Origin of the sequence: Pseudomonas aylmerensis (assembly GCF_001702265.1) — a bacterium.
GTDB lineage: Bacteria > Pseudomonadota > Gammaproteobacteria > Pseudomonadales > Pseudomonadaceae > Aquipseudomonas > Aquipseudomonas aylmerensis.
The window spans coordinates 62,232-87,544 of the sequence record NZ_MAUE01000011.1 but is presented as its reverse complement, the minus strand read 5'-3'; the positions used below and the strand labels follow the sequence as shown (position 1 = coordinate 87,544).

The following is a 25,313-nucleotide window of genomic DNA, read 5'->3' as shown; positions in this document are numbered from 1 at the left end:
GCAAGCCCGCTCCCACATTTTTACTCGGTGTGAGACTTGGAGTCTGGCGGTGTGGCTGGAATAGTCCGGCCGTGCACAGCAGGCATGGACGACGCATCTCCCCACTGTGGGAGCGGGCTTGCTCGCGAAAGCGGTGTGTCAGTCGATGATGATTCAACTGAACCACCGCTTTCGCGAGCAAGCCCGCTCCCACATTTTTAGTTGGTGTGAGGCTTGGGGTGTGGCGGTGTGGCTGGAATAGTCCGGCCGTGCACCGCAGGCATGGACAGCGCATCCCCCCCTGTGGGAGCGGGCTTGCCCGCGAAAGCGGTGTGTCAGTCGACGCTGTTCCAACTGACCCACCGCCTTCGCGAGCAAGCCCGCTCTCGGTGAGTCAGTAGCCGACAGTGAAGCGCTGGCGCGAATGCTTGGGGGTTTCTACTTCGTCGATCAGGGCGATGGCGTAGTCGGCAAAGCTGATCCAGCTGCGGCCGGCGCTGCTTACCAGCAGATTGTCCTGGCCCAGGCGGAATTTGCCGGTGCGTTCGGTTTCCACGAATTCCGCCGAGGGCGACAGGAAGGTCCAGTCCAGGTCCTTTTCCTGACGCAGCACGTCGAGAAACTCAGCGCCGGCGCTGGCTTCGGCTTTGTATTCAGCCGGGAAGCCTTCGCTGTCGATCACTCGTCCGCCGCCCGGCAGCAACAGCGAACCGGCGCCCCCTACCACCAGCAGGCGCTTGACCCCGGCTTTTTTCACCGGGTCGATCACGGCAGCAGCGGGGAGGGTGGCGAAGTGCGCCGCACTGATCACCACATCACTGCCACTGACGGCTTGCTCCAGGGCGTGCGCGTCGAGTGCATCGACCTGCTTGACGGTTACGCCGTCGCGCTCAGGCAGCTTGTCGGTGTTACGCGCAATGGCGACCACGCTATGCCCGCGACGCAGGGCTTCTTCCAGCAATTGGCTGCCAGCACGGCCGGTAGCCCCAATGATTGCGATCTTGCTCATGACGTTCTCCAGTACGGTTAGGGTTTGAAACACTTCACCACTTCATTTCGCCCTTGGCGACTTTGGCGCTCAGTTCCAGCGAGCTTTCGTCGGCGAGGGCGGGGTAACGTTTTTTCATCGCCGCGATCAGGGTGGCAGAGTCCTTGGCCTTGGCGGTTTCCACGTCGAAGGCCTTGATGTAGTCAGCGGTAAATTTGACCGAGGCCGGCGATGGCGTGCCCAGGTAGTGACCGGGAATGACGGTGCGCGGTTTCAACTGCTCGATGCGTTGCAGGGTCGCCAGCCAGTCCTGGTGCGACTGCGCCCCCTGGGTGTCGGCCATCCACAGGTGAATGTTCTCGGCAACGACCACGCCACCGATCACGGCCTTGATCGACGGGATCCACACGAAGCTGCGATCCGGCTGTGCGCTGTCCAGGCCGATTACCTCCAGGGCCTGCCCCTCCAGCGTCAGGCTGTGGCCTTCGAGGACCTGCGGCACGATGGTTTTCGCCGGCTGGTCGGCGCCCATTTTCGGTCCCCAGAACGCTAGCTTGGCGGCCACGGTGGCGTTGATATGGTCGACCACCGGCTGCGGCGCCAGCACCTTGGCGTCGGGGAACGCGGCGGTCAGGGTGTCGAGGCCGAAGTAGTAGTCCGGGTCGCCGTGGCTGATGTAGATGGTGGTCAGGTGTTTGCCGCTGGCGCGAATTTTTTGCACCAGCTGCTCGGCCTGGCCCTTGCCGAATTGCGCGTCCACCAGGATTGCGTCCCGGGTGCCGCTGACCAGCACCGAGCTGACCGGGAAGATCGCGGCCTCACCGGGATTGTAGACGTCGAGTGTCAGGTCGGCTGCCGCAGCGTTGGCGGCGAAGGCCAGGGCGGCGGCGGTCAGGGTCAAGCGCTTGAGGGTCGAGAGCATCGGGCAATCCGGCAGTGAGTAAAGGATGCACAGAGCTTAGTTGCACCAAACGCAACTAAAAATGCGATGCTGGGACATAGTTTGTTTCTAAAATCGGGCAAATCATGGATCGTCTTCAAGCAATGCGCGTGTTTGTCACGGTGGTGGATTTGGGCAGCCAGTCTGCCGCCGCCGACCATCTGGACCTGTCGCGCCCGGTGGTGTCGCGCTACCTGGCGGAGCTGGAGGACTGGGTGGGCGCGCGCCTGTTGCACCGGACCACGCGGAAACTGAGCCTCACGGCGGCCGGCGGTGAAACCCTGCCGCGCTGTCGGCAATTGCTGGAGCTGTGCGGCGACATGCAGGCCGCCGTCAGCGAGCCCGATGACGCCCCGCGCGGCCTGCTGCGACTGAGTGTCAGCACCTCGTTCGGCCAGGCGCAATTGGCCGATGCCATTGCCGAATATGTCAGGCGCTATCCCCTGGTCACCGTCGACCTGCAGATGCTCGACCGCACGGTGAACCTGGTGGACGAGCGTATCGACCTGGCCATCCGCACCAGCAACGACCTGGATCCCAACCTGATTGCGCGGCGCCTCACCGTCTGTCGCTCGGTGGTGTGCGCCACGCCGGCTTATCTGCGGGAGCATCCGGCACCGCAGAAAGTCGAAGACCTGGCCCGGCACAATTGCCTGACCCACTCGTATTTCGGCAAAAGCCTGTGGCACTTCGAAGAGCGCGGCGAGCACGTGTCGGTGCCGGTGCACGGCAACATCACCGCCAACGAGGCCAGTACGCTGTTGCGCGTGACGTTGGCCAGCGCCGGGGTGGCGATGCTCCCCAGTTATCAGGCCGGCGAGCATATCCGCCGTGGCGAACTGGTGCGGCTGTTGCCCGAAGCCGAGCCCCGGCAGATGAATATTTATGCGGTGTATGCCTCGCGCAAACACATGCCGTCGGCGCTGCGCAGCCTGCTGGATTTCCTGGTGTTGAGGTTTCCGGAAGAGCCGGAGTGGGACATCGGGCTGCAGTCGACATAAATGTGTTGAATGGCGCCCGATAATGGCAACTCACCGCAGCTGACCTATGCTTTAAACAGCACCCTGTAGATCCGTTCAGAGGTCTGTGCCATGAGCATCAAAACCCGAAAATACCTGATGATTTTCTTCCTCTGCGCGCTGGCGACCGGGCTGTATGGCACTGCCGCCTACCGTGTGGAGCAAACCCGGATGCAGCCGACCTTTGCGATCAGTTGCCATCAGGATCAATGCGTGCCCCACACCGGCAGTTTCAGCGCATTGCGCTGAAGCTTGTACCTACAGTGATGTCGGTGGTGTTTCGGTCTTGAGCTGTTCGCGAAATGCCTTGGGTGAAAACCCGACACGGCGGCGGAACAGCCGCGAGAAGTTGGTCGGGTCGGAAAACCCCAGGACCTCTGACATTTCATTGATGGTCATGCTGGTGTAAGTCAGCAGGCGCTTGGCCTCCAGCAATTGGCGGTCGTGCATGATCTGCAGCGCAGGTTGCCCACCTAATTCCCGACAAGTGCCGTTCAGGTGTGAGACCGAGATGCCCAGCTTGTGGGCCAGGTCTTCGATCTTCGGGTGTTCGCGATAATGCTGTTCGACCAACTGGGTAAAGCGCCGGAAATATTCACGTCCGCGTGGGGCCCGTGGGTGGCGGCGCTGGATGGCCTGGCGACTGATCCACACCAGCAGCACGCTGACCAGCGCGTGCATGAGCATGTCGCGAGCCGGCTGCGCATCGGCGTATTCCTCCTGCAGGCGGGTGAACAGGCTGTTGAGGTAATCGCTGTCGTTGCCCGCCCGGTAGCTGCCGAGCGTGTGCAGACCGTCGACCGTCGTGCCCAGTTGCGCCTGCAAATGGCTGACCAGCGGCGCCGCCAGGGTCACGATATAGCCTTCGACATCCTCGGCAAATCGAAACCCGTGCACGCACAGCGGTGGCAGCACCTGCAGCGTCGCTTCGTTGAGGGTGGTGCGCTGCCCTTCGATTTCCAACTGTGCCTGGCCTTTGTGCACGTAGAGCAACTGGCACAGATCCGCGTGCCGGTGGGGTTGGATTTCCCACTGGTATTCCCGACTGCGCCGGGAAATGGTTTCACAGTGCAACAAATCGGGAGTCGGCCATTGCTGGCTTTCCCCGTAAAGCTTGAAGACCGGAATCGCGGTTTTGGTCATGGTTTCAATCCGATACTCAGAAGAGTGGTGCGGTAATCGCCCCGATTGGCGGAAAGCACAGGCTTTGTCTCAGTTTTCACCTTCTTATGCTGCGCACTCAAGTGAAAAATGTCAGCAACAAAACCAATGACAACTCTTTCACTTGATCCGTTCGGGTGGAACCTGTGGGCCATAACAATAATGAAAACGCTGAAAACCCAAGTCGCCATTATCGGCGCCGGTCCTTCCGGACTGCTGCTCGGCCAGCTGCTGCACAATGCGGGCATCCAGACCCTGATCATAGAACGCCAGAGCGCCGATTACGTGCAAGGGCGCATCCGCGCCGGGGTGCTGGAGCAAGGCATGGTCGACCTGCTGCGCGAGGCCGGCGTCAGCCAGCGCATGGACAGCGAGGGCCTGGTGCATGATGGCTTCGAACTGGCGCTGAATGGCCAACTCACCCACATCGACCTCAAGGCCCTGACCGGCGGCCAGTCGGTGATGATCTACGGCCAGACCGAAGTTACCCGCGACCTCATGGCCGCACGCGCCGCAGCCGGTGCCACGACGTTTTACGAGGCGCGCGCCGTACAGCCCCACGCCATGAAAAGTGATCGACCGTGGCTGACCTTCGAGCACCAGGGCGAGGCATTTCGCCTGGAGTGCGACTACATCGCCGGGTGCGACGGTTTCCACGGTATCGCCCGCCAGTCGATCCCGGCCGAGGCGTTGCAGGTCTTCGAGCGGGTCTATCCCTTCGGCTGGCTGGGCATCCTCGCCGACACCCCGCCGGTGCACGACGAACTGGTCTACGCCAAGCATGCGCGGGGCTTTGCCCTGTGCAGCATGCGGTCGCCGACGCGCAGTCGTTACTACCTGCAGGTGCCGGTCGAAACACCGCTGGAAGAGTGGTCGGACGCGCGTTTCTGGGACGAACTGAAAACCCGTCTGCCCAGCCACCTGGCCGATCAACTGGTGACCGGCCCATCCATCGAGAAAAGCATCGCGCCGCTGCGCAGCTTCGTGGTGGAGCCGATGCAGTACGGGCGCCTGTTCCTGCTTGGCGATGCGGCGCATATCGTGCCGCCCACCGGGGCCAAGGGCTTGAACCTGGCGGCCAGCGACGTGAGCACGTTGTTTCGGATCTTGCTCAAGGTGTATCGCGAGGGGCGGGTGGACTTGCTGGAGCGCTACTCGGCGATTTGCCTGCGGCGCGTGTGGAAGGCCGAGCGGTTCTCGTGGTGGATGACCTCGATGCTGCATCAGTTTCCCGAGGCGGACGGCTTCAGCCAGCGCATTGCCGAGAGTGAGCTGGCGTACTTCATCGGCTCCGAGGCGGGGCGTAAAACCATTGCAGAAAATTACGTCGGGCTTCCTTACGAAGCTATCGAGTAGCCTGCTATCGTATCGAGCATTCCCGCGGGCCCTCCCTTTCCCGCGGGCCCTGCTCGAAGGTTCTGCCGTGACCAACCTGAATCAGCCCGCCCAACCTGTACCTGCCGTGCGCAGTGTGCTTGCCGCCTTGATGATGGCGATCTTCCTCGGTGCCCTGGACCAGACCATTGTCGCGGTGTCCATGCCGGCCATTTCCGCGCAGTTCCACGACGTCAACCTGCTGGCCTGGGTGATCTCCGGCTACATGGTGGCGATGACGGTGGCGGTGCCGATCTACGGCAAGCTTGGCGACCTGTACGGGCGGCGGCCAATGATGTTGATCGGCATGGGCCTGTTCACCCTGGCCTCGCTGTTCTGTGGCATGGCGCAAAGCATGGAGCAACTGGTGCTGGCGCGGATTCTCCAGGGCATCGGCGCCGGCGGCATGATCTCGGTGAGCCAGGCGATCATCGGCGACATCATCCCGCCCCGTGAACGCGGGCGTTATCAGGGCTACTTCAGCAGCATGTATGCGGTGGCCAGCGTGGCCGGGCCGGTACTGGGCGGCTACATGACCGAGTACCTGTCGTGGCGCTGGGTGTTCCTGATCAACCTGCCATTGGGCGCCGGTGCCTGGTACGTGGCCCATCGCACCCTGGTGGGGCTGCCGGTGCCGCAGCGCAAGCCGGTCATCGACTACCTGGGCACCGTGCTGATGATCATCGGCTTGACCGCCTTGCTGCTGGGCATCACCGAAATCGGCCAGGGCCATCATTGGCGTGACGATGCAGTGCTGGGCCTGCTCGCGTGTGCGCTGGTGGCGCTGACCGCGTTTGTCTGGCATGAACGCCGTGCCCGCGAGCCGCTGCTGCCGATGCACCTGTTTGCCAACCGCAGCGCGGTGCTGTGTTGGTGCACGGTGTTTTTCACCAGCTTCCAGGCGATTTCCCTGACCGTGCTGATGCCTTTGCGCTTTCAGACGGTAACCGGCGCCGGCGCTGACAGCGCGGCCCTGCACCTGCTGCCTCTCGCCATCGGCCTGCCCATCGGCGCGTATTCCGCCGGGCGCATGACCTCGGTGACCGGGCGCTACAAGCCGATGATCCTCAGCGGCGCGCTGTTGAGCCCGCTGGCGATCCTCGGCATGGCCTACAGCGCGCCCCAGGCGGTGCTGCTGACGGGCGTGTTCATGCTGCTGTGCGGGATTGCCGCCGGCATGCAGTTCCCTACGTCGCTGGTGGGGTCGCAGAATTCGGTGGAGCAGCGTGATATCGGCGTGGCCACCAGCACCACCAACCTGTTCCGTTCATTGGGCGGGGCGGTAGGCGTGGCGTGCATGTCGGCGCTGTTGCTGGCGCTGTTGCAGGACTCCAGCTTCGCCCACCTGGCCAGCGGTGCACTCGTGGCCGAAGGCAGTTCCGGCAACGTGCTGCTCGATGGCCTCAACGCCGCCCCGGGCCCGGCGCAGGATGCCCTGCGCGGGGAGTTGGCGGTGACCTTTCGGCATTTGTTGATGGTCAGTGCGGCGGTGTCGCTGTTGGGGCTGGCGGCGGCGATCGCGATGCCGAACCGGGTACTGCGCGGCCGCGAAGACAAGGCGCGCTGACCCAGTAGGTACCCGGCTTGCCGATCCCATCGCCGGCAAGCCGGGCTCCTACAAGGTCAACCTCAAGGGCTGTAGTACCCGACCGCCACCATGAAATGCCCGGCTTTGCGCACATACGCATGTTTGTTCTCGACCTTGTCGGTCACCGGGTTCTTCCAGCGATATTTGTATTCACCCTGGTCCTGCTCGGCCATCAGCTTGAGGATCGGCTCGCCTACCGGCTTGCCGTCGGGGTCCTTGATCTTGCTGAAGTCGGTGTTGAGCAGGCGCAGGTTGGTGCCATGGGCCACGTAGCGCCGGGTATTGAGGTCGACCACAAACACATAGAGGTCATCCTGCAGGAAACCGCCCTGCAAGGCGTTGATCGCCTTGAGCGTACCGGCCTCATCCTTGAGCAGTGCGTTCACCGCCTTGTTGCGCAGCGCCCGTGCCTGTTCCGGGGTGGCGCGCGGCAGGTAGTAGCCGACCGCCAGGATGCGTTCGCCGACGCGCTGATAAAACACGTGCTTGTGCTCGACCTTGCCATCGTTCCAGTTCTGCCAGCGGTAGTCGGCCTGCTGGATGCCCTGGTCCTGCGGAACCTTGAGCGCGTCCTTGAACGACTGGCGCAGATCCGGGCCGAGCACTTCAGAGACATTGCGTCCGATCAAGGCCGAGGAGGGGCCGCCGCTGGCCAGCAGTACGCCCTGGGTGTCGACCACGAACACATAGCGATCATGGTCGACAAACTCGCCCTGGCGGCTGAACGCGGCAAACGCCTTGTCGCCGTTGCTCTGGTAGTAGGCCAGGGCTTTTTGCAGCAGCGCCTTGGCGGCCTGGGCGTCCTCGTCCTGAGTCGTCGCAGCGTGCACCTGGCTGAAACACAACAGCAGCAGCGCGGTGATGCGGAGCAGTCCCTTCATGTTCCGTCCCTCATTATTGTTGGTGTGACAAGAGCGTAGACGCCTGTGGCTCAAGGCGCCGCCAGCCATTGATCGACGATACCGGCATACACCCCGGTGGCTACGCTCAGGTGCAACCATTGGTCGACATAGCTTTTCCAGGCCACATCGTCGCGGGGCAGCAGGAAGGCTTTTTCGCTGTACTGCATCTGCCGTTCCGGGTTGACCGCGCACAGCCCTGGCTTGAGCTTCTGCTGGTAACGCGCTTCGCTGGCGTCGGTGATCATCACGTCGGCCTTGCCTGCCAGCAACTCGTCGAAAATGGTCACGTTGTCATGCAGGCGGATGTTGGCCTGGCCAAGGTGCGCGCGGGCAAACACTTCGTTGGTGCCGCCCGCCGGTTCGATCACCCGTACCTGTGGCTGGTTGATCTGCTCGACGGTCTGATAGCGCTGCACATCCGCGCAGCGCACCAGCGGGATCTTGCCATCGACGCCGAGAGACTGGCTGAAGAAGGCCTTTTTCTGACGCTCAAGAGACACCGAAATACCGCCCACGGCGATGTCGCAGCGCTGGGCGAGGAAATCCGGCATCAGGCTTTTCCAGGTGGTCGGCACCCACTGGATCCTGGCGTTGAGGCTCTTGGCCAGGGATTCGGCCATGGCAATGTCGATGCCTTCGTAGCCGCCATCGGCGCGCAGCGAGGTATAGGGTTTGTAGTCGCCCGTGGTGCACACGGTGAGCGTGCCGCGCTGCAGCACTTCATCAAGGCGCGACGGCGCGGCATCGGCCAGGGCCGAGGTGGCGAGGCTCGCCAGTACGCATAAGGTTATTGTTGTTTTCATGCGATCGAGTCCTTGGGGCATGATCGGGGGCGGTCATTATTTCCAGGCGAATGGCCAGGTAGCAAGGGCCGTCGAATGTTTAGCCAAGTTGCAACCAAACTCCGCCAACCCTGAATTTAATCGCCTATGCGGGCATGTGACGCTGTCCGGCATCTTCCTCAGTGTGATTCCCGCATGGACGGCTGCCCCGACGCTCACCCCGCGACACTGCCGTCCGCACTGGCCTTCTGGGCGCTGTTTCACTGCCGACATGCGCGCCCACCAGATAGCTTTCTCCTACGTTGATCCACCTCACGGATGACGCGCACCTGTGCGCATCTGCCCGGCGGCGCCTGCGCGCCTGCCTGACGCAAACGTATGAGATTTCCCATGAGTGTTTTTGCCAGCCTGCACGAAGCCCAAGCTTTCCTTGAGCAGCACCCGGACATCGAGATGTTCGAGCTGTTTATCCTCGACAACAACGGCGTGCCACGTGGCAAGTTGCTGCACCGCGACGAACTGCTGGCGGTGTATGCCAGCGGCCGGCCGTTGCCCAGCACGATCCTCGGCCTGACCATCAATGGCGATGACGTGGAAAATTCCGGGCTGGTGTGGGAGGTCGGCGACATCGACTGCCGCGCCTACCCGATCAGCGGCAGTTTGCAGCGCATGCCGTGGCGCCTGATCCCGACCGCCGCCGTGCAGGTCAGCATGCACCCCACCGAGGGCTTGCCCGCCACCGTGGCCGACCCGCGGCATCTGCTCGCCAAGGTGATCGCGGGGCTGAATGCCGACGGGTATTACCCGGTGATGGCAGCGGAGCTGGAGTTTTACCTGCTCGACCAGAAGCCCGACAGCCACGGCCGCCCTCAACCGGCACGGGACAGCGACGGTGGCCGCCCGCGTTCGACCCAGGTGTACGGCTTGCGTGAGCTTGAGCAGATCGAGCCGTTCCTGGCGGACCTGTACAGCGCTTGCAAACTGCAAGGCATCCCGGCGCGCACGGCGATTTCCGAATACGCCCCTGGCCAGGTGGAGATCACCCTCGAGCATCGCGCCGATGCCCTGCAGGCGATGGACGAGGCGGTGCGCTACAAGCGCCTGGTCAAGGGCGTGGCGCATAAACACGGGATGAGCGCCTGCTTCATGGCCAAGCCGTTCGACGACCTGGCGGGCACCGGCATGCATATGCACGTCAGCCTGGCGGACGCCGAGGGCAACAACCTGTTTGCCAGCGAGGCCGCCGACGGCACGCCGCTGCTGCGCCAGGCGGTGGGCGGCATGCTCAGCACCTTGCTCGACTCGTTGCTGATGTTCTGCCCCAATGCCAACTCCTATCGCCGCTTCCAGACCAACAGCTACGCGCCGCTCGCCGCCACCTGGGGCGTCGACAACCGCACCGTGAGCCTGCGGGTGCCCGGTGGCCCGGCCTATTCGCGGCACATCGAACACCGCATCTGCGGTGCCGACGCCAACCCCTACCTGGCGGCGGCCGCGATCCTCGCCGGCATCCACCGTGGCATTCGCGAACAACGCGACCCTGGCGCGCCCGTGGAAGGCAATGGTTATGCCCAGGCCAAGGAACTGCTGCCGACCGACTGGCTCACCACCCTGCGTGCACTGGAAGGTTCGAGCTGGGCGCGCGAGGCGTTTGGCAGTGAATTCCTCGGCGTGTACCTGGCGGTGAAACGTGCCGAATATCGCCAGTTCATGGGGGAGGTGGGCGAGCAGGACTGGCGGTGGTACCTGCATCAGGCGTGATGCTTGGCTAGTCGGGATGAGCGCAGCGTTGCTTTTGTGGTGAGCGGGCTTGTTGTGGCGAGCGGGCTTGCCCCGCGTTGGGCGGCGAAGCCGCCCCTTCCTAAGGCCCCCGCAGTGTGTCAGGCATAACCAGTTGACTGGTTTTGGGGCGGCTTCGCCGCCCAACGCGGGGCAAGCCCGCTCGCCACAATAAGCCTGCTCAACTTAGCCTGGTGTCCACAACAAGCCTGCTGCCCACAATAAGTCTGCTCAACCAAGCCTGCTGCCCACAACAAGCCTGTTCAACCAAGCCTGCTGTCCACAATAAGTCTGCTCAACCAAGCCTGCTCTCCATAACAAGCCTGCTCACCACAACAAGCTCACTTGCCACAGAGATCACTACATCCTTCCCCAGCAACACCCCCGTCACGCGTTTCAACTTTTTTTTCACGTTCCGGTGGTTAAGCTGCGAATCAAGGTCGTTCACTACCGTTTAACTCACATGAGCCTGTGATGTCGCCACAACCGCCTTCTTCCATCGAGATTGAATACGCCGAGCGCTGTGACCGTGAGCACGCCAGGGTCTGCGGCGATACACGTCCGCCAGGGCTGCGGCGGCGCCTGGCGTCGTGGCGCGATGAGTGGCTGGTGCGCCAGGCGCTGAAAGTCGCCGGCGAACCGGGGCTGGTGCTGGACCTGGCCTGCGGCTCGGGGCGGTTCTGGCCGGTGTTGGCCGAACACGTCAACCGGGTGATCCTGGCGTCGGACAACTCCCAGGCCATGCTCGACCACGCCCGCACCCACCACCCGGCGTCGTTGCTCAAGCGGGTCAAGACGTTCCAGGGCTCGGCGTTTTCCGTCGGCTTGTCGGCCAACGCGGTGGATTGCATTTTTTGCCTGGAATTATTTCGTCATGTGCCCAGCAGTGAAGGGCGCCTGGCGTTGTTGCGCGAGTTTCACCGGGTCAGCCGTGACACGGTGATTGTGTCGGTGCCGTCGCGCACCCCGGTGGAAGAGGAGTTTCGCCAAGCCGGCTTCAAAATCCTGCATCACCAGGAATTCATGCCCGGCTCCCACCTGTGGCGGGTCTACGTTCTACGTAAGAGAGGATAAGTCCCGTCTGTCGGACTATTCTTCATCTCTTGTCTGAGTTTTCATGGACGCCTGTGCACTGCGAATGCTCGCAAGTCCCTTTCGCGATATATACTGCGCGCCATTCTTCAAGGGAGAGCCGTGTGGCCATCGATATTCACTGGATCTGCGACAACGATAGCCTCGGCCAGCATTGTGCCGAATGGCAGCAGTTGCCATTCGTCGCCCTCGACACCGAATTCATGCGGGTCGACACCTTTTATCCCATTGCCGGGCTGATCCAGATCGGTGATGGCGTTCGCGCTTACCTGATCGACCCCCTGACCATCGACAACTGGCAACCTTTGGCCGCCTTGCTGGAAAATCCAGCTGTGATCAAGGTGGTGCACGCCTGCAGCGAAGACCTCGAAGTGCTGCTGCGCCTGACTGGCAGCCTGCCGGTGCCGTTGTTCGACACCCAATTGGCGGCGGCCTACCTGAACCTTGGTTTCTCCATGGGCTATTCGCGCCTGGTGCAGGCCGTGCTCGATATCGAGCTGCCCAAGGGCGAGACGCGCTCCGACTGGCTGCAGCGGCCATTGTCGGAGACGCAAATCAGCTACGCCGCCGAAGACGCGGTGCACCTGGCCGAAGTCTACACACGCCTGCGCCCGCAGCTTTCCGACGACAAGTACGCCTGGGTCCTGGAGGACGGCGCCGAGCTGGTCGCCAACCTGCGCCGCGAAGTCGACCCGTACGAGGTGTACCGCGACGCCAAGCTGGCGTGGAAACTCTCGCGTGCCCAGCTCGCCGTCTTGCGTGAGCTGTGCGCCTGGCGCGAACAGCAGGCGCGTGCGCGTGACTTGCCGCGCAACCGCATCATTCGCGAACACTCGCTGTGGCCCCTGGCCAAATCCCAGCCGGATAACCTCGCCGCGCTGGGCAAGATCGAAGACATGCACCCGCGTACTGTGCGACAGGACGGCCAGTTCCTGCTGGACCTGATCAAGCGTGCCGGCAGCGTGCCCATGGACCAATGGCCACCGGCCGTTGCTGAACCGCTGCCGGTGGACGCCGCGGCGCTGATCAAGCAACTGCGTGCCCTTGGCCAGACCTTCGCCGAGCGCCTCGACATGGCGCCCGAGCTGATGCTGCGCAAGAAAACCCTCGAAGCCCTGGTCAAAAGTGGCTATCCCGATGGGCCTTACCAATTGCCAGACTCGCTGCGTGGCTGGCGCCGCGAGTTGATGGGCCAGGCGCTGCTCGACAGCCTGGCCACTGCCGGAGAACAGCCTTGAAACGTATCTGCTCCATCTATCGCAGCTTGAAACGCAACGAAATGTATCTCTATGTGCTGAAAAGCGATGCCCTGGAGCGCGTGCCGGAACCGTTGATGGAAGCCTTCGGCAAGGCCCATCACGCGTTTGACATGGTACTGACGCCGGAGCGCAAGCTGTCGCGCGAAGACATCACCGTGGTGCTGGAAAACCTCGAAAAGCAGGGCTACCACCTGCAAATGCCGCCGGCCGAGGACGAGTACATCGAGCACTTGCCCGAAGAGCTGCTGCGACGCAACGACCCGGTGTGATCGGTGGGTGCCCTGTTCAGGGCACATTCATCCATGGAATCGTATTATCGGGCGCTGGCCGCAAGGGATGCGGGCGGCCGTCTGCACTGTTTTTGAAAGGTTTGAAGCATGCGTGTTCTGATTGCTGAACAGGATCACCCTCTATACGCCCGGTTGCTGGGCGAAGCGGCACCGGACCTTGAGGTGCTGACCAGCGGCGACTCGGCCGAATTGTCGCGCCTGGCCGCCGATTGCCCGGTATGGCTCGGCCAACCTGACCTGCTGGCGACGTTGTTGCGCCAGGGCCATCAACCGCAATGGCTGCAATCGACCTGGGCGGGCATCACGCCGCTGCTGGCCGACGGCTTGCCACGCGATTATCGCCTGACCCGTGCGGTCGGCATCTTTGGCCAGGTCATGGCTGAGTTCGTCCTCACCTACATGCTCGGCCACGAGCGCGAAGTGCTCGCGCGGCTGGTCAGCCAGGTCGAGCGCAAATGGGACAACCGCATGGGCCAGAGCCTGGCGGGGCGTGCGGCGCTGATCGTCGGTACCGGCGATATCGGCCAGAGCGTGGCGGAGTTTCTCGTGCCGTTTGGCGTCAAGGTGTACGGCATCGCCAGCACCGCGCGGGAACAGGCGCCGTTTATCGAAGTGGCCGGGCTCGATCAGCTCGGCCGGCTGGTGGGCGAGGCGGATTATGTGATCAACCTGCTGCCCAACACGCCGAACACCCACGATCTGTATGACGCGGCGCTGTTCAAGCAATTCAAGCCGACCGGGCTGTTTATCAACGTCGGGCGCGGCGTGGCCGTGGTCGATGCCGACCTGGTCGAGGCCTTGAAGGAAGGTCACCTGGCCGGCGCGGTGATCGACGTGTGCCGCCAGGAACCGCTGCCGCAGCGCCATCCGTTCTGGACGGCGTGGGGCCTGTTGCTGACCGGGCACAGTTCCGCACCGACCTCGCCGTCGATGATGGTCGAGTTGTTTGTGCAGAACGTGCGCGCGTTTCAGGCCAAGCAAGCCCTGCGCGGAGAAGTGGATTTCGAGCGCGGTTACTGACGGCGACACACAACCTGACAGTCAAGATGGAACCTTCTTCGCGGGCACTCCCACCCAGTGACCGCAAAGGGCGCAAGGTCGCGCCCTTTAAGGATATCCATATGACTAAGGACAGGTTCGCCCATGACCACGCTCACCCCTTCCTCTTTCAATACGCCAGCCTTGGCGTTTTCCAGCCGGGGAACACCGGCTCCGACCGACGCCGCCTTGGCGGCCAAACAAGCTGTATCCGGTGGACTTGAATGGCATGCCTGGGGAGTTCATGGTGCCGGTGGTCAAGCGCGTGTATGACCGGCAAGTCGCCGAACTGCGGGCGGCGTTCAATCAGCTGATCGCCCCCGCGTCTTGACCGGCTCACCCTGGCGTTCGGCAACGCCAGGGTGTCACGGCTCAAAGGCTGAAATCACCCTCTGACACCAGCTCGCTCAGCGGCTTGCGCGGGCTCGGTGCTTCGCGGCCTTGCAGGTACTCGGGCAAGGTCGATTTGTCACCCAGCTTGCCGACGGCCACGGCCGCGTGCAGCGCATACCCTTCAGGAATCTTCAGCTCCTTGCGGGTCAGCTCCTGGTCGAAGCCGGCCATGCCGTGGGTGTGCCAGCCGCTGAGGCTGGCTTGCAGCGCCAGGTGGCCCCAGGCCGAGCCGGTGTCGAAGGTGTGCCACAGCGCCGGGGTTTCTTCCGTGGCGCCGGGGGCGGTGAAGTCGGTTTTCGAGGCGATGATCACCAGGGCCGAGGCATGCTGCGCCCACCCACGGTTGAATTCATTCAGCAGGCCCAGGAAACGTTCCCAGTCCGGCGTGTCGCGGCGCGCGTAGAGAAAGCGCCATGGCTGCGAGTTGTAGGCCGACGGCGCCCAGCGTGCGGCTTCAAAGAAGCTCAGCAGGGTTTCCTGGGGAATGCTTTCACCGGTAAAGGCGCGTGGCGACCAGCGCTCGGTGAACTGGGTGTGGATCGGGTAATCGGCAACGCGTGGATTTGTGCTCATGAACAGTTCCTGATGACGACGATGGGCTACGGTGAGATAGGCAAGCGCAGTTCAAAAAAACGGGGCACCGATGAGCTCGGCGAGGGTTTTTTCAAGGCTCCATGGGGCGTCGTGGGCAATGCGGCTAAGCATTTATGGCGGCCGACGCAGGGCCTTCGCGGCTCACAAAGCTACTGCGACGCAGGGTCGCTGACAAGTCTTGTCGTACCGACAGTCGCCAGCGCTTGGCCCCAAGGGCCTTGGGCACTAGACTGGCGGCCTTTTCACCTACCGATACTGATGCAGAGCCATGGCCGCCAAAGTCGAACCTTTCTGGATACGCAAAACCCTTGAACACCTCGACCAGGAGGAGTGGGAGTCGTTGTGCGACGGCTGTGGCCTGTGCTGCCTGCAAAAGCTTGAGGATGAGGACGACAACAGCGTCTATTACACGCGTATCGCCTGCAAACTGCTCGACCTGAAGACCTGCCAGTGCACCGACTACCCCAACCGCCGCGCCTCGGTACCCGACTGCATCCAGCTCACCCCGGGCCAGGCCGACCAGTTCAAATGGCTGCCGCCCACCTGCGGCTATCGCCTGGTCAGCGAGCGCAAGGATCTGCCGCTGTGGCACCACCTGGTCTGCGGCGACCGGGACGCCGTGCACCATGAACGCATTTCCCAGTCCGGTCGCATGCTCAGCGAAGGCAGCGTGCCCGAGGATGACTGGGAGGATTACCTGATTTTCCGCGCGGGCTGAACGAGGAGTGTGTATGAGGGCGGGGACCCAGCTGGCGGCAAGCCTGGTGTTACTGGCGTTGAGCATGCCTGCGTGGTGCGCGAAGAAGGTCGACCTGGATTATCACGTCAAGTTGTTGCCCCAGAGCGATCAGGCCGAGGTGCGGGTGAGCCTGTCCCAGGGCTCGGCGGTGCGCAGCCTGGATTTCGACCTTGGTCATGACGGTGACTACAGCGACTTCAAGGCTGATGGCCAATGGAGCGTCACCGAGCACCGCGGCCGGTGGCAACCCGGCGCCAACAAGGCCAGCCTGACCTACCGGGTTCGCCTCACCCACGCGCGCAAACCAGGCATTTATGAGGCGCGGATGACGCCGAGTTGGGCGCTGTTTCGCGGCGAAGACCTGGTGCCGCCCGCGCGCCTCGACCAGCAGGACGGGGTGGAGTTGGTCTCGCGCCTGGTGTTCGAACTGCCGGCGGGCTGGAAAAGCGTCGAAACCGCCTGGCCGCGCATCGGCAAGAACAAATTTCGTATCGACAATGTTTCGCGCCTGTTCGACCGGCCGACCGGCTGGATGCTCGCCGGCACCCTCGGCAGCCGCCGCGTACGCCTGGGCGAGAGCGAAGTCACCGTCGCGTCGCCCAAGGGCCAGGCCATGCGCCGCATGGATGTGCTGACGTTGCTGACGTTCGTCTGGCCCCAGGTGGAAGCGGCGTTCCCGCGCCATCCGGCCAAGCTACTGGTGGTAGGCGCCAGCGACCCGATGCGACGTGGCGCGTTTGCCGCGCGCGACTCGATCTACCTTAACAGCCGTACGCCGCTGGTCAGTGAAAATGGCAGCAGCCCGCTACTCCGTGAAGTAGTGCAGGCGATTGGCCGTTTCAACGATCACGACACCAGTGACTGGATCAGCGAGGGCCTGGGCGAGTACTACGCCATCGAGTTGCTGCGCCGTGCCGGCGGCATTACCGATGAACGGTATCAGGCAATCCAGGCGCGGTTGGTCAAGGAGGGCAAGGACGTGACCAGCCTGCGCGGCGAGCACGTCAGCGGGGCGACGGTGTCACGGGCGGTGGTGGTGTTGCAGGAGCTGGATCGCGAGATCCGCGTGAAAACCCACAACAAGCGCTCCCTCGATGATCTCGCCCAGGCGGTGATGCGGGCCAACAGCATTACCACTGCGGAGTTTGTGCAACTGGCCGAGAGCATCATCGGCGAGACGTCGGTGGTGCTGGACAGCAAGTTGCTGCGCTGAATCCGCCGAACAGACTGCAGCTTCCTGTAGGAGCCCGGCAAGCCGGGCTCCTACAGGTAAGGCTAGCCGGTGGTTTTTACCGCTTTTTCAGCCGCCACTTCGGCCTTGGTCTTCAGGTTTTTCAGCTCTTCACCGGCGCGTTCGATCTTTGTACGCACGCTGTTCATTTCCTGACGGCCCTGTTCCAGCTTGTCCTTGAGCGAGCTGTGCCCGGTGACGCCGCGCACCAGCGCCACGCCGCCAATCGCCACCTGGATCAAGCCGAAAATCCCGCCGCGGCGCAGGCCTTTGCCGACCATCATCACGCCACCGGCCACCGAGCCGATGCGTTCCCAGCCGTGCACGTTCTGGGTGGGCTGGGTCTGGAACGGCGTGTGTTCGATGATAGGGCGCAAGGTTTTGCTGTCGCTCATGATCTGTCTCCAACGAGGGCTAGTGATATGCAGCTGACTGCGGGCAGGCGCCGGATGTTCCCGATAAATCAGTACTTGGGGCCCGAACGGGTGTTGTTGCCCTTGGCCAGGCGGTCGTAGAGCACCACGTTGACGGTCGCGGCAAGGTTCATGCAGCCGGTGGTCGGGATGTACACGACGTCTTCGCACCAGTCGCGGATCTCTTTATCCAGCGAGCCATCTTCGGGGCCGAAGATATACAGCGCGCGGTCAGGGTGCGTGTATTCGGGCAGCGGGCGGGCGCCTTCCACCAACTCCACCGCGACCGGGATGCAGCCCAGGGGGAGGATCTTCTTCAGGTCGTCGATGCCGATCAGCGGAATGTCGTGGTGGACTTTCTTGGTGTCGGTGATGAAGTCCCGGGCGCGCTCGTAGCGCACGCCGGTGTAGAACACCGAGGCCACGCCGTAGCAGCCGGCGGCACGCATCACCGAACCAACGTTTTCGGGGGATTTGGGGTTATACAGACCGATGCAGCTGTAGCGTTTATTGCCCACGGGAGTGCCTTAAAAAGGCAGCAGTATAGCGGCAAGCTACAAGCTGCAAGCAAAAGCGGCATGGCTTTTTCTTGTAGCTTGCTGCTTGAAACTTGCAGCTGCGTCATTCAGTCGTCTTTCTTCATCAGCCCCGCCAACGCCGCAAACGGGTTGTGCGTGGCCTTGGCAATCGTCGGGCTGCTGGTGGAGCCTTCGCCGAAGTACTGCTGGTCGGTGTAGCGCGAGTGTTCGTTGTCGTGGCAGTACAGGCACAGCAACTCCCAGTTGGAACCGTCCTGGGGGTTGTCATCATGATTGTGATTTCGGTGGTGTACGGTGAGCTCGCTCAAGCGTTTGCCGGAGAACTCACGGGCGCAGCGGCCGCACACGTGGGGGTACATCTTCAAGGCTTTGTCGCGGTAGCCCATTTCCCGGTCACGCTGGGCATCGGCCAGGATGCGGTCCAGCTTGGCGGTGTGGGAGGGCGGGTTGGTCGAGCTCATCATGGCTCCTGGCTATTTGGTGGGTCACGGATAGGGTTGATTCTAGCCGCTCGCGCTGTAAAAGACCGCTGGCTTTTTCAGCAACCGTACAGCCTGGCCGCGACGAACGTTTGTAGTATCGGTTCACTCACTTTATAAGGATCTGAAGCCTATGCGTTTACCTACATGGACAGTTGCACTGCTGCTTTGCGTGCTGGCGGCTCAAGCCCAGGCGTTTTCCACCCCCAAGCCCGGCCAGGTGATCGAGGTCAGCCTCGAACAGTTGCACCCGACCCAGGCGGTGGTGGGGTTCGACCAGATTTACTACAGCCTGGGGCTGTTTGCCGACAAACCGAAGAAAGTCTTCGATGAGTACTGCGAAACCAACGGCCAGGGCGAGGCCGACAACGTACCGAAAAAGGCCGACCTGCAGCGGCCCGACAGCTTCACCTGCAAGGACCCGGTGGGCACCCATCCCGAGGACATGAAAACCGTGGTGGTCGGCCCCGCGGGCCAGTTGTACCTGACCGACGGCCACCACAGTTTCACCACCTTGTGGGAAGTCCCCGGCGGCGGTCCCCGGTTGAACATGTGGGTCAAGGTCACCGACGACTTCAGCGACAGCCCCGACCTCGCCACGTTCTGGCAGCGCATGCAGGCGGCGCGCAAGGTCTGGCTCAAGGACAACCAGGGCCAGACCCTGCCGCCGACTCAATTGCCGGCCCACCTGGGCTTCAAGAACCTGCAGGACGACATGTTCCGCAGCCTCGTGTACTTCACGCGCAAGGCCGCCTATGGCAAGCCGGAGGAGGGTGCGGTAGCGCCGGAATTTCTGGAGTTCTACTGGGGCAACTGGCTGCGCACGCAGGTCGACCTGAGCCAGTACAACCTGGACAAGAAAAGCGGCTACAAGGACGCCATTGAAGCCGTCGCCCAGCGCATGGTCAGCCTCGCGCCGGGCTCACAGGTTGGCGACAGCGGTTTTACCGCCCATCAACTGGGCGGCATGACCACGCTGGACCGCGATGAGCTGGAGAAGACCTTCGAGAAAAAAGTGCCGTATGTGATTGATTACCGCAAATCCCGCAACTGACGCGGGATTGGAAATGTGGGCGCTGGCTGGCCTGCGATGTGGGCACCCGGGGGGCAGGCGCTCAGGGTTGATGCCATCGCAGGCCAGCCAGCGCCTACAGGGGGCTCAGCCCTTGAGCTTCTCGGCGATCCAGATGGTGTGCCGGGTGCCCTTGTTACCGTGGGCGAACACCTGCACTTCTTCGGCCTTGAAACCCGCCTTGCGCAGTTTGTCGCTGAACAGTTTGTCGGCGCTGGCGGACCAGACCGCCAGCACGCCCTTGGGGCGCAGGGCCTTGGCACAGGCTGCCAGGCCACCGGCGGAATAGAGCCAACTGTTGGCTTTTTGCGTCAGGCCTTCGGGGCCGTTGTCGACGTCGAGCATGATCGCGTCAAAACCCTGGGGCTCGGCCTGCAGTACGTTGGCCACGTCTTCCAGGCGGATCACGGTGCGCGGGTCAAGCAATGGCCGACCGGATTTCTCCCCCAGCGGGCCACGGTTCCATTCCACAACGCCGGGCACCAGTTCCGCCACCACCACCTCGGCAGTCTTGCCCAAATGCTTGAGCGCCGAAGCCAGGGTAAAGCCCATGCCCAGCCCGCCGATCAACACCCGCGAACCCGGACGGCCAGCGACTTTGCGGCAGGGAATTTCCGCCAGGGCGTCTTCCGAACCGTGCATGCGCGTGTTCATCAACTGGCCGCCGTCCCCGCCCTGGATCTTGATGACAAAATCCTCACCGTATTCGAACAGGCACAAGGCTCCGCCATTGTCGGGGATCGGGGTGGTGTCCAGCAGAACGAAACGTTTCATGGAAATCTCATTGGGAAGGGCATTCTTGCGCGGTTGGGAGTAGCCTTGTGACATTCCGGTCAGGCCATGGAGCCATCGATGAAGTGCAGCATTCTAACGGTCATTGTGTTGAGCGCGCTCGCATTGGGTGCGGCGCAGGCTCAGGAGTTGCAAACCGTACCGGTCGCCCCGACGCCAACCCCAGGCGCGCCGGGCACGCCAACGCCGACGCTCTACCCGCAAGTCACCCCGCCCGCCGTGCCCAAGACCAACGGCTCGCCGCCCCTGGTGCCCATCGTGCTGCCGACGCCGCCTAAGGACCAGACGGTGCCGGGCCTGCTGCAAAACGACAGCAAACCGAAGACGCCCGGCGGCTAGAACTGTTGCGAGAGTAATTGCCCGTCGGCCATGCGCAGGCGCTTGGACAGGGCAATGGCAATGGCGCGGATGATCTTGGCGGCCACCCGGGGCGCTTCGTTGAGCATCTTCTCCAGGGAATCCTTGCCCAGGTTCAACAGCACGCAGTCACTGGCGGCCACGCAGCTGGCCGAACGCCGCTCGCCGTCCAGCACCGCCATTTCACCGAAAGCGCGCCCACTGCGCAGGGTGGCGATCGTCAGGCGCTGGCCGGTGTGGCTGGATTTCTGCACGGCCACCTGGCCGCTGTGGAGGATGCACATGAACGTGCCGGCATCGCCCTCGAGGAAAATCACCTCATCGCGGGCAATGCTGCTGATATTGAAGTAGCCGGCGGCCACGTGGAAATCTTCCGGCAACAGCGGGTCGAACAGGCCGCAGTCCATGAGCATGTCGCGGATTTCGTTATTCAGGAGCGTCGGTGGAGGCATGGCTGCAGTATTGATCCATCAATCAGGTAGGCGGTCCTGTGTTCAGACAGGACCGCCGCGCTAAGTTCCTTAAACCAGCCCCAGCGCCTTGAACACAAATGCATATTCGAGCGCTACGTCACGTAATCCCTGGTAACGACCGCTCATCCCACCATGGCCGGCGCCCAGCTCGGTCTTGAGCAGCAGGAGGTTGTCGGAGGTGGCGGTGTCACGCAACTTGGCCACCCACTTGGCCGCTTCCCAGTACTGCACGCGGCTGTCGTTGTAGCCGGCAATCACCAGCAGGGCCGGGTAGGCCTGGGCGCTGACGTTTTCGTACGGCGCGTAGGCCTTGATGCGCGCATACACCTCGGGCTCTTCGGGATTGCCCCATTCATCGTACTCGGTGATGGTCAGCGGCAGTTCCGGGTCGAGCATGGTGTTGAGCACATCGACGAAAGGCACCTCGGCAATCGCCGCCTGGAACAACTCCGGACGCTGGTTGAGCACCGCGCCGATCAACAGCCCGCCGGCGCTGCCGCCACTGATCGCCAGTTGGCTGGACGTGGTCAGGCCCTGGGCGATCAGGTGTTCAGCACACGCGATAAAGTCGCTGAAGGTGTTCTGCTTGTGGGCCTGCTTGCCGTTGCGGTACCAGGCTTCACCCAGTTCGCCGCCGCCGCGCACATGCGCAATGGCGAAGGCCACGCCACGGTCGAGCAGACTCAGGCGCGCATGCGAGAACCATGGGTCGAGGCTGTGGCCGTAGGCGCCGTAGCCATACAGGTACAGCGGCGTCGGCTTGCCGAGCTGGTCGCGCTTGACCACCAGGCTGATCGGCACCCGGGTGCCATCGGCGGAGGTGGCCCACAGGCGCTGGCTGACGTAGTCATCGGCATTGAACACGCCGAGTACCGGGGTTTCCTTGAGCACCTGTTGTGCGCCGCTGGCCAGCTCCAGCTGACGGACCTGGGCCGGGCGGTTCAGGGCTTCGTAGCGCAGGCGAATCTTGTCGCTGGGGAATTCCAGGCTGTTCTGTACGTAGAGGCTGTAGGCGGCGTCAGGCAATTCCACGCGATAGGCCGGCACGCCTTGCGGGTGCACTTCGATCACGGGCAGCCCGCCAATGCGCAGGCTCAGGGTCATGGCGCTGGCGTTCAGGCTGACGCCGTCGAGCATCACGTCGTCGCTGTGGGGGATCAGGTTCTGCCACTGGTCTTCGGTCGGTACATCACCGGTATCGGCAGCGACGAACAGCGCGTAGTTGATGCCATCGCGGTTGCTGCGGATAAACCAGGTCCACTCGCCGTCGAGCTTGCCGTGGTCGACGTCATATTCATGGTCCTCGACCCGTGGCGCCAGGCAAGTGAAGTCCAGGTGCGGCTGGTTGGCGTCCAGCGCCCAGATTTCGCTGGTGGTCTTGCTGCCCAGGGCCAGCAACAGTTGGCGCTCGGAGCTGGAGCGATAGCAATGCAGGAAGAAACGCCCGTCGGGCTCGTGGAACACTTCCTGTGCCGCGGTGCCGTCCAGGCGATAGCGATACAACTTGTGCGGGCGGTGCGTGTCGTCGAGTTCGCCGAAAAACAGGGTCAGGCTGTCGTTGGCCCAGGTCATGCTGCCGTCGCAGTTCTCGAACGCCAGTTCGCTGACCTTGTCGGTGGCCAATTCCTTCACAAACAGGGTGTAAATCTCCTCGCCACTGGTATCCAGGCTGTAGGCCAGGCGTTGGTGGTCGGGGCTGATGCTGAATGCCCCGAGGGAGAAGAATCCGCCATTGGCCAGCGCGTTCGGGTCCAGCAGCAGTTCTTCGCTGCTGTCGTCGACCTGGTTGCTGTCGTCGGCCGGACGGCGGCAGCGGTAGTGGCGGGCGTATTCGTCACCGGCGGTGGTGCGCGTGTAGTACAGGTACGGGCCCCACGGCGAGGGCAGCGACAGGTCGGTTTCGAGGATGCGGCCCTTGATCTCTTCGAACAGCGTTTCGCGCAAGGCCTGCTGGTCGGCGAGCTGGGCTTCCTGCCAGGCGTTTTCGGCCTTGAGGTAATCGAGGACTTCGGCGCTGTCACGCTCCTGCAGCCAGGCGTACGGGTCCTGGCCTGGGGCCTTGCGGGCAATCGGGGCGGCAGTGATGTGGGTCGATGACGGCATGGATCACTCTCTGTCTGGCGGAAGGTGGCAGGCATTGCAGCCGCGACACGCAAAAGCCGTTATCATAGCCGCCTGTTTGCCTACCTTGCCATGGACACCATGACCGAGAACGACTATCTGACCGCTTGGGGCCTCTACGCCTTTGCCGCTTTGGGCTGCCTGTTGGTGTGGTGGCGCATGACCCGCTGGATCTGGCGCTGGCTGCGCGAGCCGCTGCAATTGCTGATGGCGGTGCTGCTGTTCAGCCCGACCATCGTCGACCCGGTCAAGACCCAGTTCGCGCCGGCCGTGGCCATTACCGCGCTGGACCTGGTGCTCAAGGTCGGCAACAACGCCTGGCGAGCGATCTCCGATCTGTTCATGTACACGATGATCGCGTTTGCCGTGTACCTCGTATTCGTGTTGATCCGTTGGCCCATCGAGCGCGCCGCCAATGCCCGCCGGGAGCGCAAGGCCGCCGTCGATGCCGCCCTGGCCGCCGAGCCGGACGATGACGACGAGCCTTTGCGCCGTCCTGCCCCCGTGAGCGGTATGCGCGTCGAGCCGCGCCTTTAACGTTGTCCGCCCTGCAGCGAGAGCCCTGGCATGTGTGAATTATTGGGCATGAGTGCCAACGTCCCCACCGATATCGTGTTCAGCTTTACCGGGCTGATGCAGCGCGGTGGGCGCACCGGCCCGCACCGCGACGGTTGGGGCATCGCCTTCTACGAAGGCCGTGGCCTGCGCCTGTTCCAGGACCCGGCCGCCAGCAGCGAGTCGGAAGTCGCCCTGCTGGTGCAGCGTTATCCCATCAAGAGCGAAGTGGTGATCGGGCATATCCGCCAGGCCAATGTCGGCAAGGTGAGCCTGGCCAACACCCATCCGTTCGTGCGTGAGCTGTGGGGGCGCAACTGGTGTTTCGCCCACAACGGCCAGCTGGCGGACTTCACCCCGCGCGCCACCTTCTACCGCCCGGTCGGCGATACCGACAGCGAAGCGGCGTTCTGCGACCTGCTCAACCGCGTGCGCGAGGCATTCCCCGAGCCGGTGGACATCGAACGAATGCTGCCGGACCTGATCGCCGCCTGCGCTGAATACCGCAGCAAAGGCGTGTTCAACTGCCTGCTCAGCGATGGCGACTGGCTGTTTTGCTTTTGCTCGACGAAATTGGCGCAGATTACCCGGCGTGCGCCGTTTGGCCCCGCGCGCCTGAAAGATGTCGACGTGATCGTCGATTTTCAGGCCGAAACCACGCCCAACGATGTGGTGACGGTGATAGCCACCGAGCCGTTGACCGACAACGAAAACTGGACCCGCTACGAACCGGGCCAATGGAGCCTGTGGCGAAGCGGTGAATGCGTCAGCCAGGGCATCACCGAGTAAGGATATCGACCATGTTGCTCAGTTACCTGCGGTTGGTGCTGTTTGCCATTGGCTTGTTGGTCGGCGTGCAAGTGCCGGGGTTCATCAACGATTACGCCAAGCGCGTCGAAGCCCACTTGATCGAGGCCCAGACCGGCCTGCGCGGGTTCGAGTCCACCGCGCAGCAGTTCTTCAATGGCGACCTGCAGGCGCTGGTCGCCCACTACCGCGCCAGCGATGACCCGGTGTTCCAGAGCGATGCCAACAGCCTGGGAGCCATGCTCAATCGGCAGGTGGCGCTGGATAAGCAATTCCAGGCGATGCAAGGCCCCTGGTACATCCGCGCGCTGCAAGTGGCCGTGGCTGCCGACCCGGATATCCGCCTGGAAACCTGGAATGGCTACAGCTACCAGATCCTGTTGACCCCCGAAGCCATGGGCTGGGGCCTGGGCGGGGCGATGCTGCTGTCGTTCGGCCTGGAATGCCTGTTCCGCCTGATCGACTGGGTAGTGCTGGGCGGCAAGCGCCTGCGCCAGAGCCGGCCGATCGAAGAGCGAGATCTGAAAGGCCTCTAACGGCCACCTTGATTCACTGTA

The 25,313-nt window shown here is 63.0% G+C and carries 28 protein-coding genes; 16 read left to right on the top strand and 12 right to left on the bottom strand.

Annotation, left to right across the window (positions count from 1 at the left end; all coding sequences use genetic code 11):
* Nucleotides 1-373: 373 nt before the first annotated feature.
* Nucleotides 374-988, bottom strand: a complete 615-nt coding sequence (locus BBG20_RS08230; protein WP_065902107.1) for an NAD(P)-dependent oxidoreductase — start codon at nucleotides 986-988, stop codon at nucleotides 374-376.
* 34 nt (nucleotides 989-1,022) lie between these two features.
* Nucleotides 1,023-1,889, bottom strand: a complete 867-nt coding sequence (locus tag BBG20_RS08225) for an MBL fold metallo-hydrolase (protein WP_065902105.1) — start codon at nucleotides 1,887-1,889, stop codon at nucleotides 1,023-1,025.
* 104 nt (nucleotides 1,890-1,993) lie between these two features.
* On the opposite strand from BBG20_RS08225, the gene BBG20_RS08220 reads away from it, so the two are divergent.
* Nucleotides 1,994-2,908 (top strand): LysR family transcriptional regulator, encoded by a 915-nt coding sequence (locus tag BBG20_RS08220; RefSeq protein WP_065902103.1) that lies wholly within the window; start codon nucleotides 1,994-1,996, stop codon nucleotides 2,906-2,908.
* A 90-nt stretch (nucleotides 2,909-2,998) separates the two neighbouring features.
* On the top strand, nucleotides 2,999-3,175 hold the full coding sequence (locus BBG20_RS32910; protein WP_162844255.1) for a hypothetical protein: 177 nt from the start codon (nucleotides 2,999-3,001) through the stop codon (nucleotides 3,173-3,175).
* A gap of 9 nt (nucleotides 3,176-3,184) precedes the next feature.
* Here the strand turns inward: BBG20_RS32910 and BBG20_RS08215 are convergent, their stop codons facing one another.
* A complete protein-coding gene (locus BBG20_RS08215; protein WP_065902101.1) occupies nucleotides 3,185-4,069 on the bottom strand; it encodes a helix-turn-helix domain-containing protein in 885 nt (294 codons plus the stop codon).
* A 189-nt stretch (nucleotides 4,070-4,258) separates the two neighbouring features.
* Here BBG20_RS08215 and pobA point away from each other — a divergent pair, with 189 nt between their 5' ends.
* Nucleotides 4,259-5,443 carry a 4-hydroxybenzoate 3-monooxygenase gene (gene pobA, locus BBG20_RS08210; RefSeq protein ID WP_177343928.1) on the top strand — a complete coding sequence of 395 codons (1,185 nt, stop codon included), beginning with the start codon at nucleotides 4,259-4,261 and terminating at the stop codon, nucleotides 5,441-5,443.
* 67 nt (nucleotides 5,444-5,510) lie between these two features.
* Nucleotides 5,511-7,028, top strand: coding sequence for an MDR family MFS transporter (locus tag BBG20_RS08205; RefSeq protein ID WP_065902098.1), 1,518 nt, complete (start codon nucleotides 5,511-5,513; stop codon nucleotides 7,026-7,028).
* A gap of 62 nt (nucleotides 7,029-7,090) precedes the next feature.
* Here the strand turns inward: BBG20_RS08205 and BBG20_RS08200 are convergent, their stop codons facing one another.
* Together BBG20_RS08200 and BBG20_RS08195 are read right to left on the bottom strand one after the other, a co-directional pair.
* Nucleotides 7,091-7,930, bottom strand: a complete 840-nt coding sequence (locus BBG20_RS08200; protein ID WP_065902097.1) for a cache domain-containing protein — start codon at nucleotides 7,928-7,930, stop codon at nucleotides 7,091-7,093.
* A 50-nt stretch (nucleotides 7,931-7,980) separates the two neighbouring features.
* Nucleotides 7,981-8,754: a transporter substrate-binding domain-containing protein gene (locus BBG20_RS08195; protein ID WP_065902094.1), complete on the bottom strand. Its 774-nt coding sequence runs from the start codon at nucleotides 8,752-8,754 to the stop codon at nucleotides 7,981-7,983.
* A 369-nt stretch (nucleotides 8,755-9,123) separates the two neighbouring features.
* Between BBG20_RS08195 and BBG20_RS08190 the strand changes: the two genes are divergently transcribed.
* From BBG20_RS08190 to BBG20_RS08170, 5 genes are all read left to right on the top strand, one after another.
* Complete coding sequence (locus tag BBG20_RS08190; protein WP_065902092.1) at nucleotides 9,124-10,494, top strand: glutamine synthetase family protein; 1,371 nt, start codon at nucleotides 9,124-9,126, stop codon at nucleotides 10,492-10,494.
* 492 nt (nucleotides 10,495-10,986) lie between these two features.
* Complete coding sequence (locus BBG20_RS08185) at nucleotides 10,987-11,586, top strand: class I SAM-dependent methyltransferase (protein ID WP_065902090.1); 600 nt, start codon at nucleotides 10,987-10,989, stop codon at nucleotides 11,584-11,586.
* A 122-nt stretch (nucleotides 11,587-11,708) separates the two neighbouring features.
* Complete coding sequence (rnd, locus tag BBG20_RS08180; RefSeq protein WP_065902088.1) at nucleotides 11,709-12,842, top strand: ribonuclease D; 1,134 nt, start codon at nucleotides 11,709-11,711, stop codon at nucleotides 12,840-12,842.
* Nucleotides 12,839-13,132 carry a YcgL domain-containing protein gene (locus BBG20_RS08175; RefSeq protein ID WP_065902086.1) on the top strand — a complete coding sequence of 98 codons (294 nt, stop codon included), beginning with the start codon at nucleotides 12,839-12,841 and terminating at the stop codon, nucleotides 13,130-13,132. Before rnd ends, BBG20_RS08175 begins: the two co-directional genes overlap by 4 nt.
* 108 nt (nucleotides 13,133-13,240) lie before the next feature.
* Complete coding sequence (locus tag BBG20_RS08170) at nucleotides 13,241-14,173, top strand: D-2-hydroxyacid dehydrogenase (RefSeq protein ID WP_065902083.1); 933 nt, start codon at nucleotides 13,241-13,243, stop codon at nucleotides 14,171-14,173.
* A 390-nt stretch (nucleotides 14,174-14,563) separates the two neighbouring features.
* Here BBG20_RS08170 and BBG20_RS08165 read toward each other — a convergent pair whose 3' ends face one another.
* Nucleotides 14,564-15,157 carry a nitroreductase family protein gene (locus tag BBG20_RS08165; RefSeq protein WP_065902081.1) on the bottom strand — a complete coding sequence of 198 codons (594 nt, stop codon included), beginning with the start codon at nucleotides 15,155-15,157 and terminating at the stop codon, nucleotides 14,564-14,566.
* A 289-nt stretch (nucleotides 15,158-15,446) separates the two neighbouring features.
* Between BBG20_RS08165 and BBG20_RS08160 the strand changes: the two genes are divergently transcribed.
* Complete coding sequence (locus BBG20_RS08160; protein WP_003172524.1) at nucleotides 15,447-15,896, top strand: YcgN family cysteine cluster protein; 450 nt, start codon at nucleotides 15,447-15,449, stop codon at nucleotides 15,894-15,896.
* A gap of 13 nt (nucleotides 15,897-15,909) precedes the next feature.
* The gene (locus BBG20_RS08155) at nucleotides 15,910-17,130 is read left to right on the top strand and encodes a hypothetical protein (protein ID WP_065902078.1); all 1,221 of its coding nucleotides are present in this window, start codon (nucleotides 15,910-15,912) and stop codon (nucleotides 17,128-17,130) included.
* Between the two features lie 62 nt (nucleotides 17,131-17,192).
* Here BBG20_RS08155 and BBG20_RS08150 read toward each other — a convergent pair whose 3' ends face one another.
* From BBG20_RS08150 to BBG20_RS08140, 3 genes are all read right to left on the bottom strand, one after another.
* Nucleotides 17,193-17,543 (bottom strand): YgaP family membrane protein, encoded by a 351-nt coding sequence (locus BBG20_RS08150; protein ID WP_065902075.1) that lies wholly within the window; start codon nucleotides 17,541-17,543, stop codon nucleotides 17,193-17,195.
* A gap of 68 nt (nucleotides 17,544-17,611) precedes the next feature.
* The gene (locus BBG20_RS08145; RefSeq protein ID WP_003189607.1) at nucleotides 17,612-18,079 is read right to left on the bottom strand and encodes an RNA methyltransferase; all 468 of its coding nucleotides are present in this window, start codon (nucleotides 18,077-18,079) and stop codon (nucleotides 17,612-17,614) included.
* A gap of 107 nt (nucleotides 18,080-18,186) precedes the next feature.
* Nucleotides 18,187-18,561, bottom strand: a complete 375-nt coding sequence (locus tag BBG20_RS08140; protein WP_025858458.1) for a YajD family HNH nuclease — start codon at nucleotides 18,559-18,561, stop codon at nucleotides 18,187-18,189.
* Nucleotides 18,562-18,712: 151 nt separating this feature from the next.
* Here BBG20_RS08140 and BBG20_RS08135 point away from each other — a divergent pair, with 151 nt between their 5' ends.
* Nucleotides 18,713-19,633, top strand: coding sequence for a ParB/Srx family N-terminal domain-containing protein (locus BBG20_RS08135; RefSeq protein ID WP_065902072.1), 921 nt, complete (start codon nucleotides 18,713-18,715; stop codon nucleotides 19,631-19,633).
* A 105-nt stretch (nucleotides 19,634-19,738) separates the two neighbouring features.
* On the opposite strand, the gene BBG20_RS08130 is transcribed toward BBG20_RS08135, so the two are convergent.
* Complete coding sequence (locus tag BBG20_RS08130) at nucleotides 19,739-20,425, bottom strand: spermidine synthase (protein ID WP_065902069.1); 687 nt, start codon at nucleotides 20,423-20,425, stop codon at nucleotides 19,739-19,741.
* Between the two features lie 78 nt (nucleotides 20,426-20,503).
* Here BBG20_RS08130 and BBG20_RS08125 point away from each other — a divergent pair, with 78 nt between their 5' ends.
* The gene (locus BBG20_RS08125; protein ID WP_065902067.1) at nucleotides 20,504-20,782 is read left to right on the top strand and encodes a hypothetical protein; all 279 of its coding nucleotides are present in this window, start codon (nucleotides 20,504-20,506) and stop codon (nucleotides 20,780-20,782) included.
* Here BBG20_RS08125 and BBG20_RS08120 read toward each other — a convergent pair.
* Nucleotides 20,779-21,252: a cyclic nucleotide-binding domain-containing protein gene (locus BBG20_RS08120; RefSeq protein WP_065902066.1), complete on the bottom strand. Its 474-nt coding sequence runs from the start codon at nucleotides 21,250-21,252 to the stop codon at nucleotides 20,779-20,781. The genes BBG20_RS08125 and BBG20_RS08120 overlap by 4 nt on opposite strands.
* Before the next feature lie 69 nt (nucleotides 21,253-21,321).
* A complete protein-coding gene (locus BBG20_RS08115; protein WP_065902065.1) occupies nucleotides 21,322-23,376 on the bottom strand; it encodes a S9 family peptidase in 2,055 nt (684 codons plus the stop codon).
* A gap of 24 nt (nucleotides 23,377-23,400) precedes the next feature.
* On the opposite strand from BBG20_RS08115, the gene BBG20_RS08110 reads away from it, so the two are divergent.
* The 3 genes from BBG20_RS08110 to BBG20_RS08100 are packed head-to-tail and all read left to right on the top strand — an operon-like array spanning nucleotide 23,401 to nucleotide 25,292.
* Nucleotides 23,401-23,931, top strand: coding sequence for an MFS transporter (locus BBG20_RS08110; protein ID WP_065902064.1), 531 nt, complete (start codon nucleotides 23,401-23,403; stop codon nucleotides 23,929-23,931).
* A 30-nt stretch (nucleotides 23,932-23,961) separates the two neighbouring features.
* Nucleotides 23,962-24,738, top strand: a complete 777-nt coding sequence (locus BBG20_RS08105; RefSeq protein WP_065902062.1) for a class II glutamine amidotransferase — start codon at nucleotides 23,962-23,964, stop codon at nucleotides 24,736-24,738.
* A gap of 11 nt (nucleotides 24,739-24,749) precedes the next feature.
* On the top strand, nucleotides 24,750-25,292 hold the full coding sequence (locus BBG20_RS08100) for a DUF2937 family protein (RefSeq protein WP_065902060.1): 543 nt from the start codon (nucleotides 24,750-24,752) through the stop codon (nucleotides 25,290-25,292).
* The last annotated feature ends 21 nt before the right edge of the window (nucleotides 25,293-25,313 follow it).

What these genes read in the sequence shown, in the direction of transcription:
- BBG20_RS08230 (WP_065902107.1), bottom strand. Translation starts at nt 988, where the DNA reads ATGAGCAAGATCGCAATCATTGGGGCTACCGGCCGTGCTGGCAGCCAA.
- BBG20_RS08225 (WP_065902105.1), bottom strand. Translation starts at nt 1,889, where the DNA reads ATGCTCTCGACCCTCAAGCGCTTGACCCTGACCGCCGCCGCCCTGGCC.
- BBG20_RS08220 (WP_065902103.1), top strand. Translation starts at nt 1,994, where the DNA reads ATGGATCGTCTTCAAGCAATGCGCGTGTTTGTCACGGTGGTGGATTTG.
- BBG20_RS32910 (WP_162844255.1), top strand. Translation starts at nt 2,999, where the DNA reads ATGAGCATCAAAACCCGAAAATACCTGATGATTTTCTTCCTCTGCGCG.
- BBG20_RS08215 (WP_065902101.1), bottom strand. Translation starts at nt 4,069, where the DNA reads ATGACCAAAACCGCGATTCCGGTCTTCAAGCTTTACGGGGAAAGCCAG.
- BBG20_RS08200 (WP_065902097.1), bottom strand. Translation starts at nt 7,930, where the DNA reads ATGAAGGGACTGCTCCGCATCACCGCGCTGCTGCTGTTGTGTTTCAGC.
- BBG20_RS08195 (WP_065902094.1), bottom strand. Translation starts at nt 8,754, where the DNA reads ATGAAAACAACAATAACCTTATGCGTACTGGCGAGCCTCGCCACCTCG.
- BBG20_RS08190 (WP_065902092.1), top strand. Translation starts at nt 9,124, where the DNA reads ATGAGTGTTTTTGCCAGCCTGCACGAAGCCCAAGCTTTCCTTGAGCAG.
- BBG20_RS08185 (WP_065902090.1), top strand. Translation starts at nt 10,987, where the DNA reads ATGTCGCCACAACCGCCTTCTTCCATCGAGATTGAATACGCCGAGCGC.
- BBG20_RS08170 (WP_065902083.1), top strand. Translation starts at nt 13,241, where the DNA reads ATGCGTGTTCTGATTGCTGAACAGGATCACCCTCTATACGCCCGGTTG.
- BBG20_RS08165 (WP_065902081.1), bottom strand. Translation starts at nt 15,157, where the DNA reads ATGAGCACAAATCCACGCGTTGCCGATTACCCGATCCACACCCAGTTC.
- BBG20_RS08160 (WP_003172524.1), top strand. Translation starts at nt 15,447, where the DNA reads ATGGCCGCCAAAGTCGAACCTTTCTGGATACGCAAAACCCTTGAACAC.
- BBG20_RS08155 (WP_065902078.1), top strand. Translation starts at nt 15,910, where the DNA reads ATGAGGGCGGGGACCCAGCTGGCGGCAAGCCTGGTGTTACTGGCGTTG.
- BBG20_RS08150 (WP_065902075.1), bottom strand. Translation starts at nt 17,543, where the DNA reads ATGAGCGACAGCAAAACCTTGCGCCCTATCATCGAACACACGCCGTTC.
- BBG20_RS08140 (WP_025858458.1), bottom strand. Translation starts at nt 18,561, where the DNA reads ATGAGCTCGACCAACCCGCCCTCCCACACCGCCAAGCTGGACCGCATC.
- BBG20_RS08135 (WP_065902072.1), top strand. Translation starts at nt 18,713, where the DNA reads ATGCGTTTACCTACATGGACAGTTGCACTGCTGCTTTGCGTGCTGGCG.
- BBG20_RS08130 (WP_065902069.1), bottom strand. Translation starts at nt 20,425, where the DNA reads ATGAAACGTTTCGTTCTGCTGGACACCACCCCGATCCCCGACAATGGC.
- BBG20_RS08125 (WP_065902067.1), top strand. Translation starts at nt 20,504, where the DNA reads ATGAAGTGCAGCATTCTAACGGTCATTGTGTTGAGCGCGCTCGCATTG.
- BBG20_RS08120 (WP_065902066.1), bottom strand. Translation starts at nt 21,252, where the DNA reads ATGCCTCCACCGACGCTCCTGAATAACGAAATCCGCGACATGCTCATG.
- BBG20_RS08115 (WP_065902065.1), bottom strand. Translation starts at nt 23,376, where the DNA reads ATGCCGTCATCGACCCACATCACTGCCGCCCCGATTGCCCGCAAGGCC.
- BBG20_RS08105 (WP_065902062.1), top strand. Translation starts at nt 23,962, where the DNA reads ATGTGTGAATTATTGGGCATGAGTGCCAACGTCCCCACCGATATCGTG.
- BBG20_RS08100 (WP_065902060.1), top strand. Translation starts at nt 24,750, where the DNA reads ATGTTGCTCAGTTACCTGCGGTTGGTGCTGTTTGCCATTGGCTTGTTG.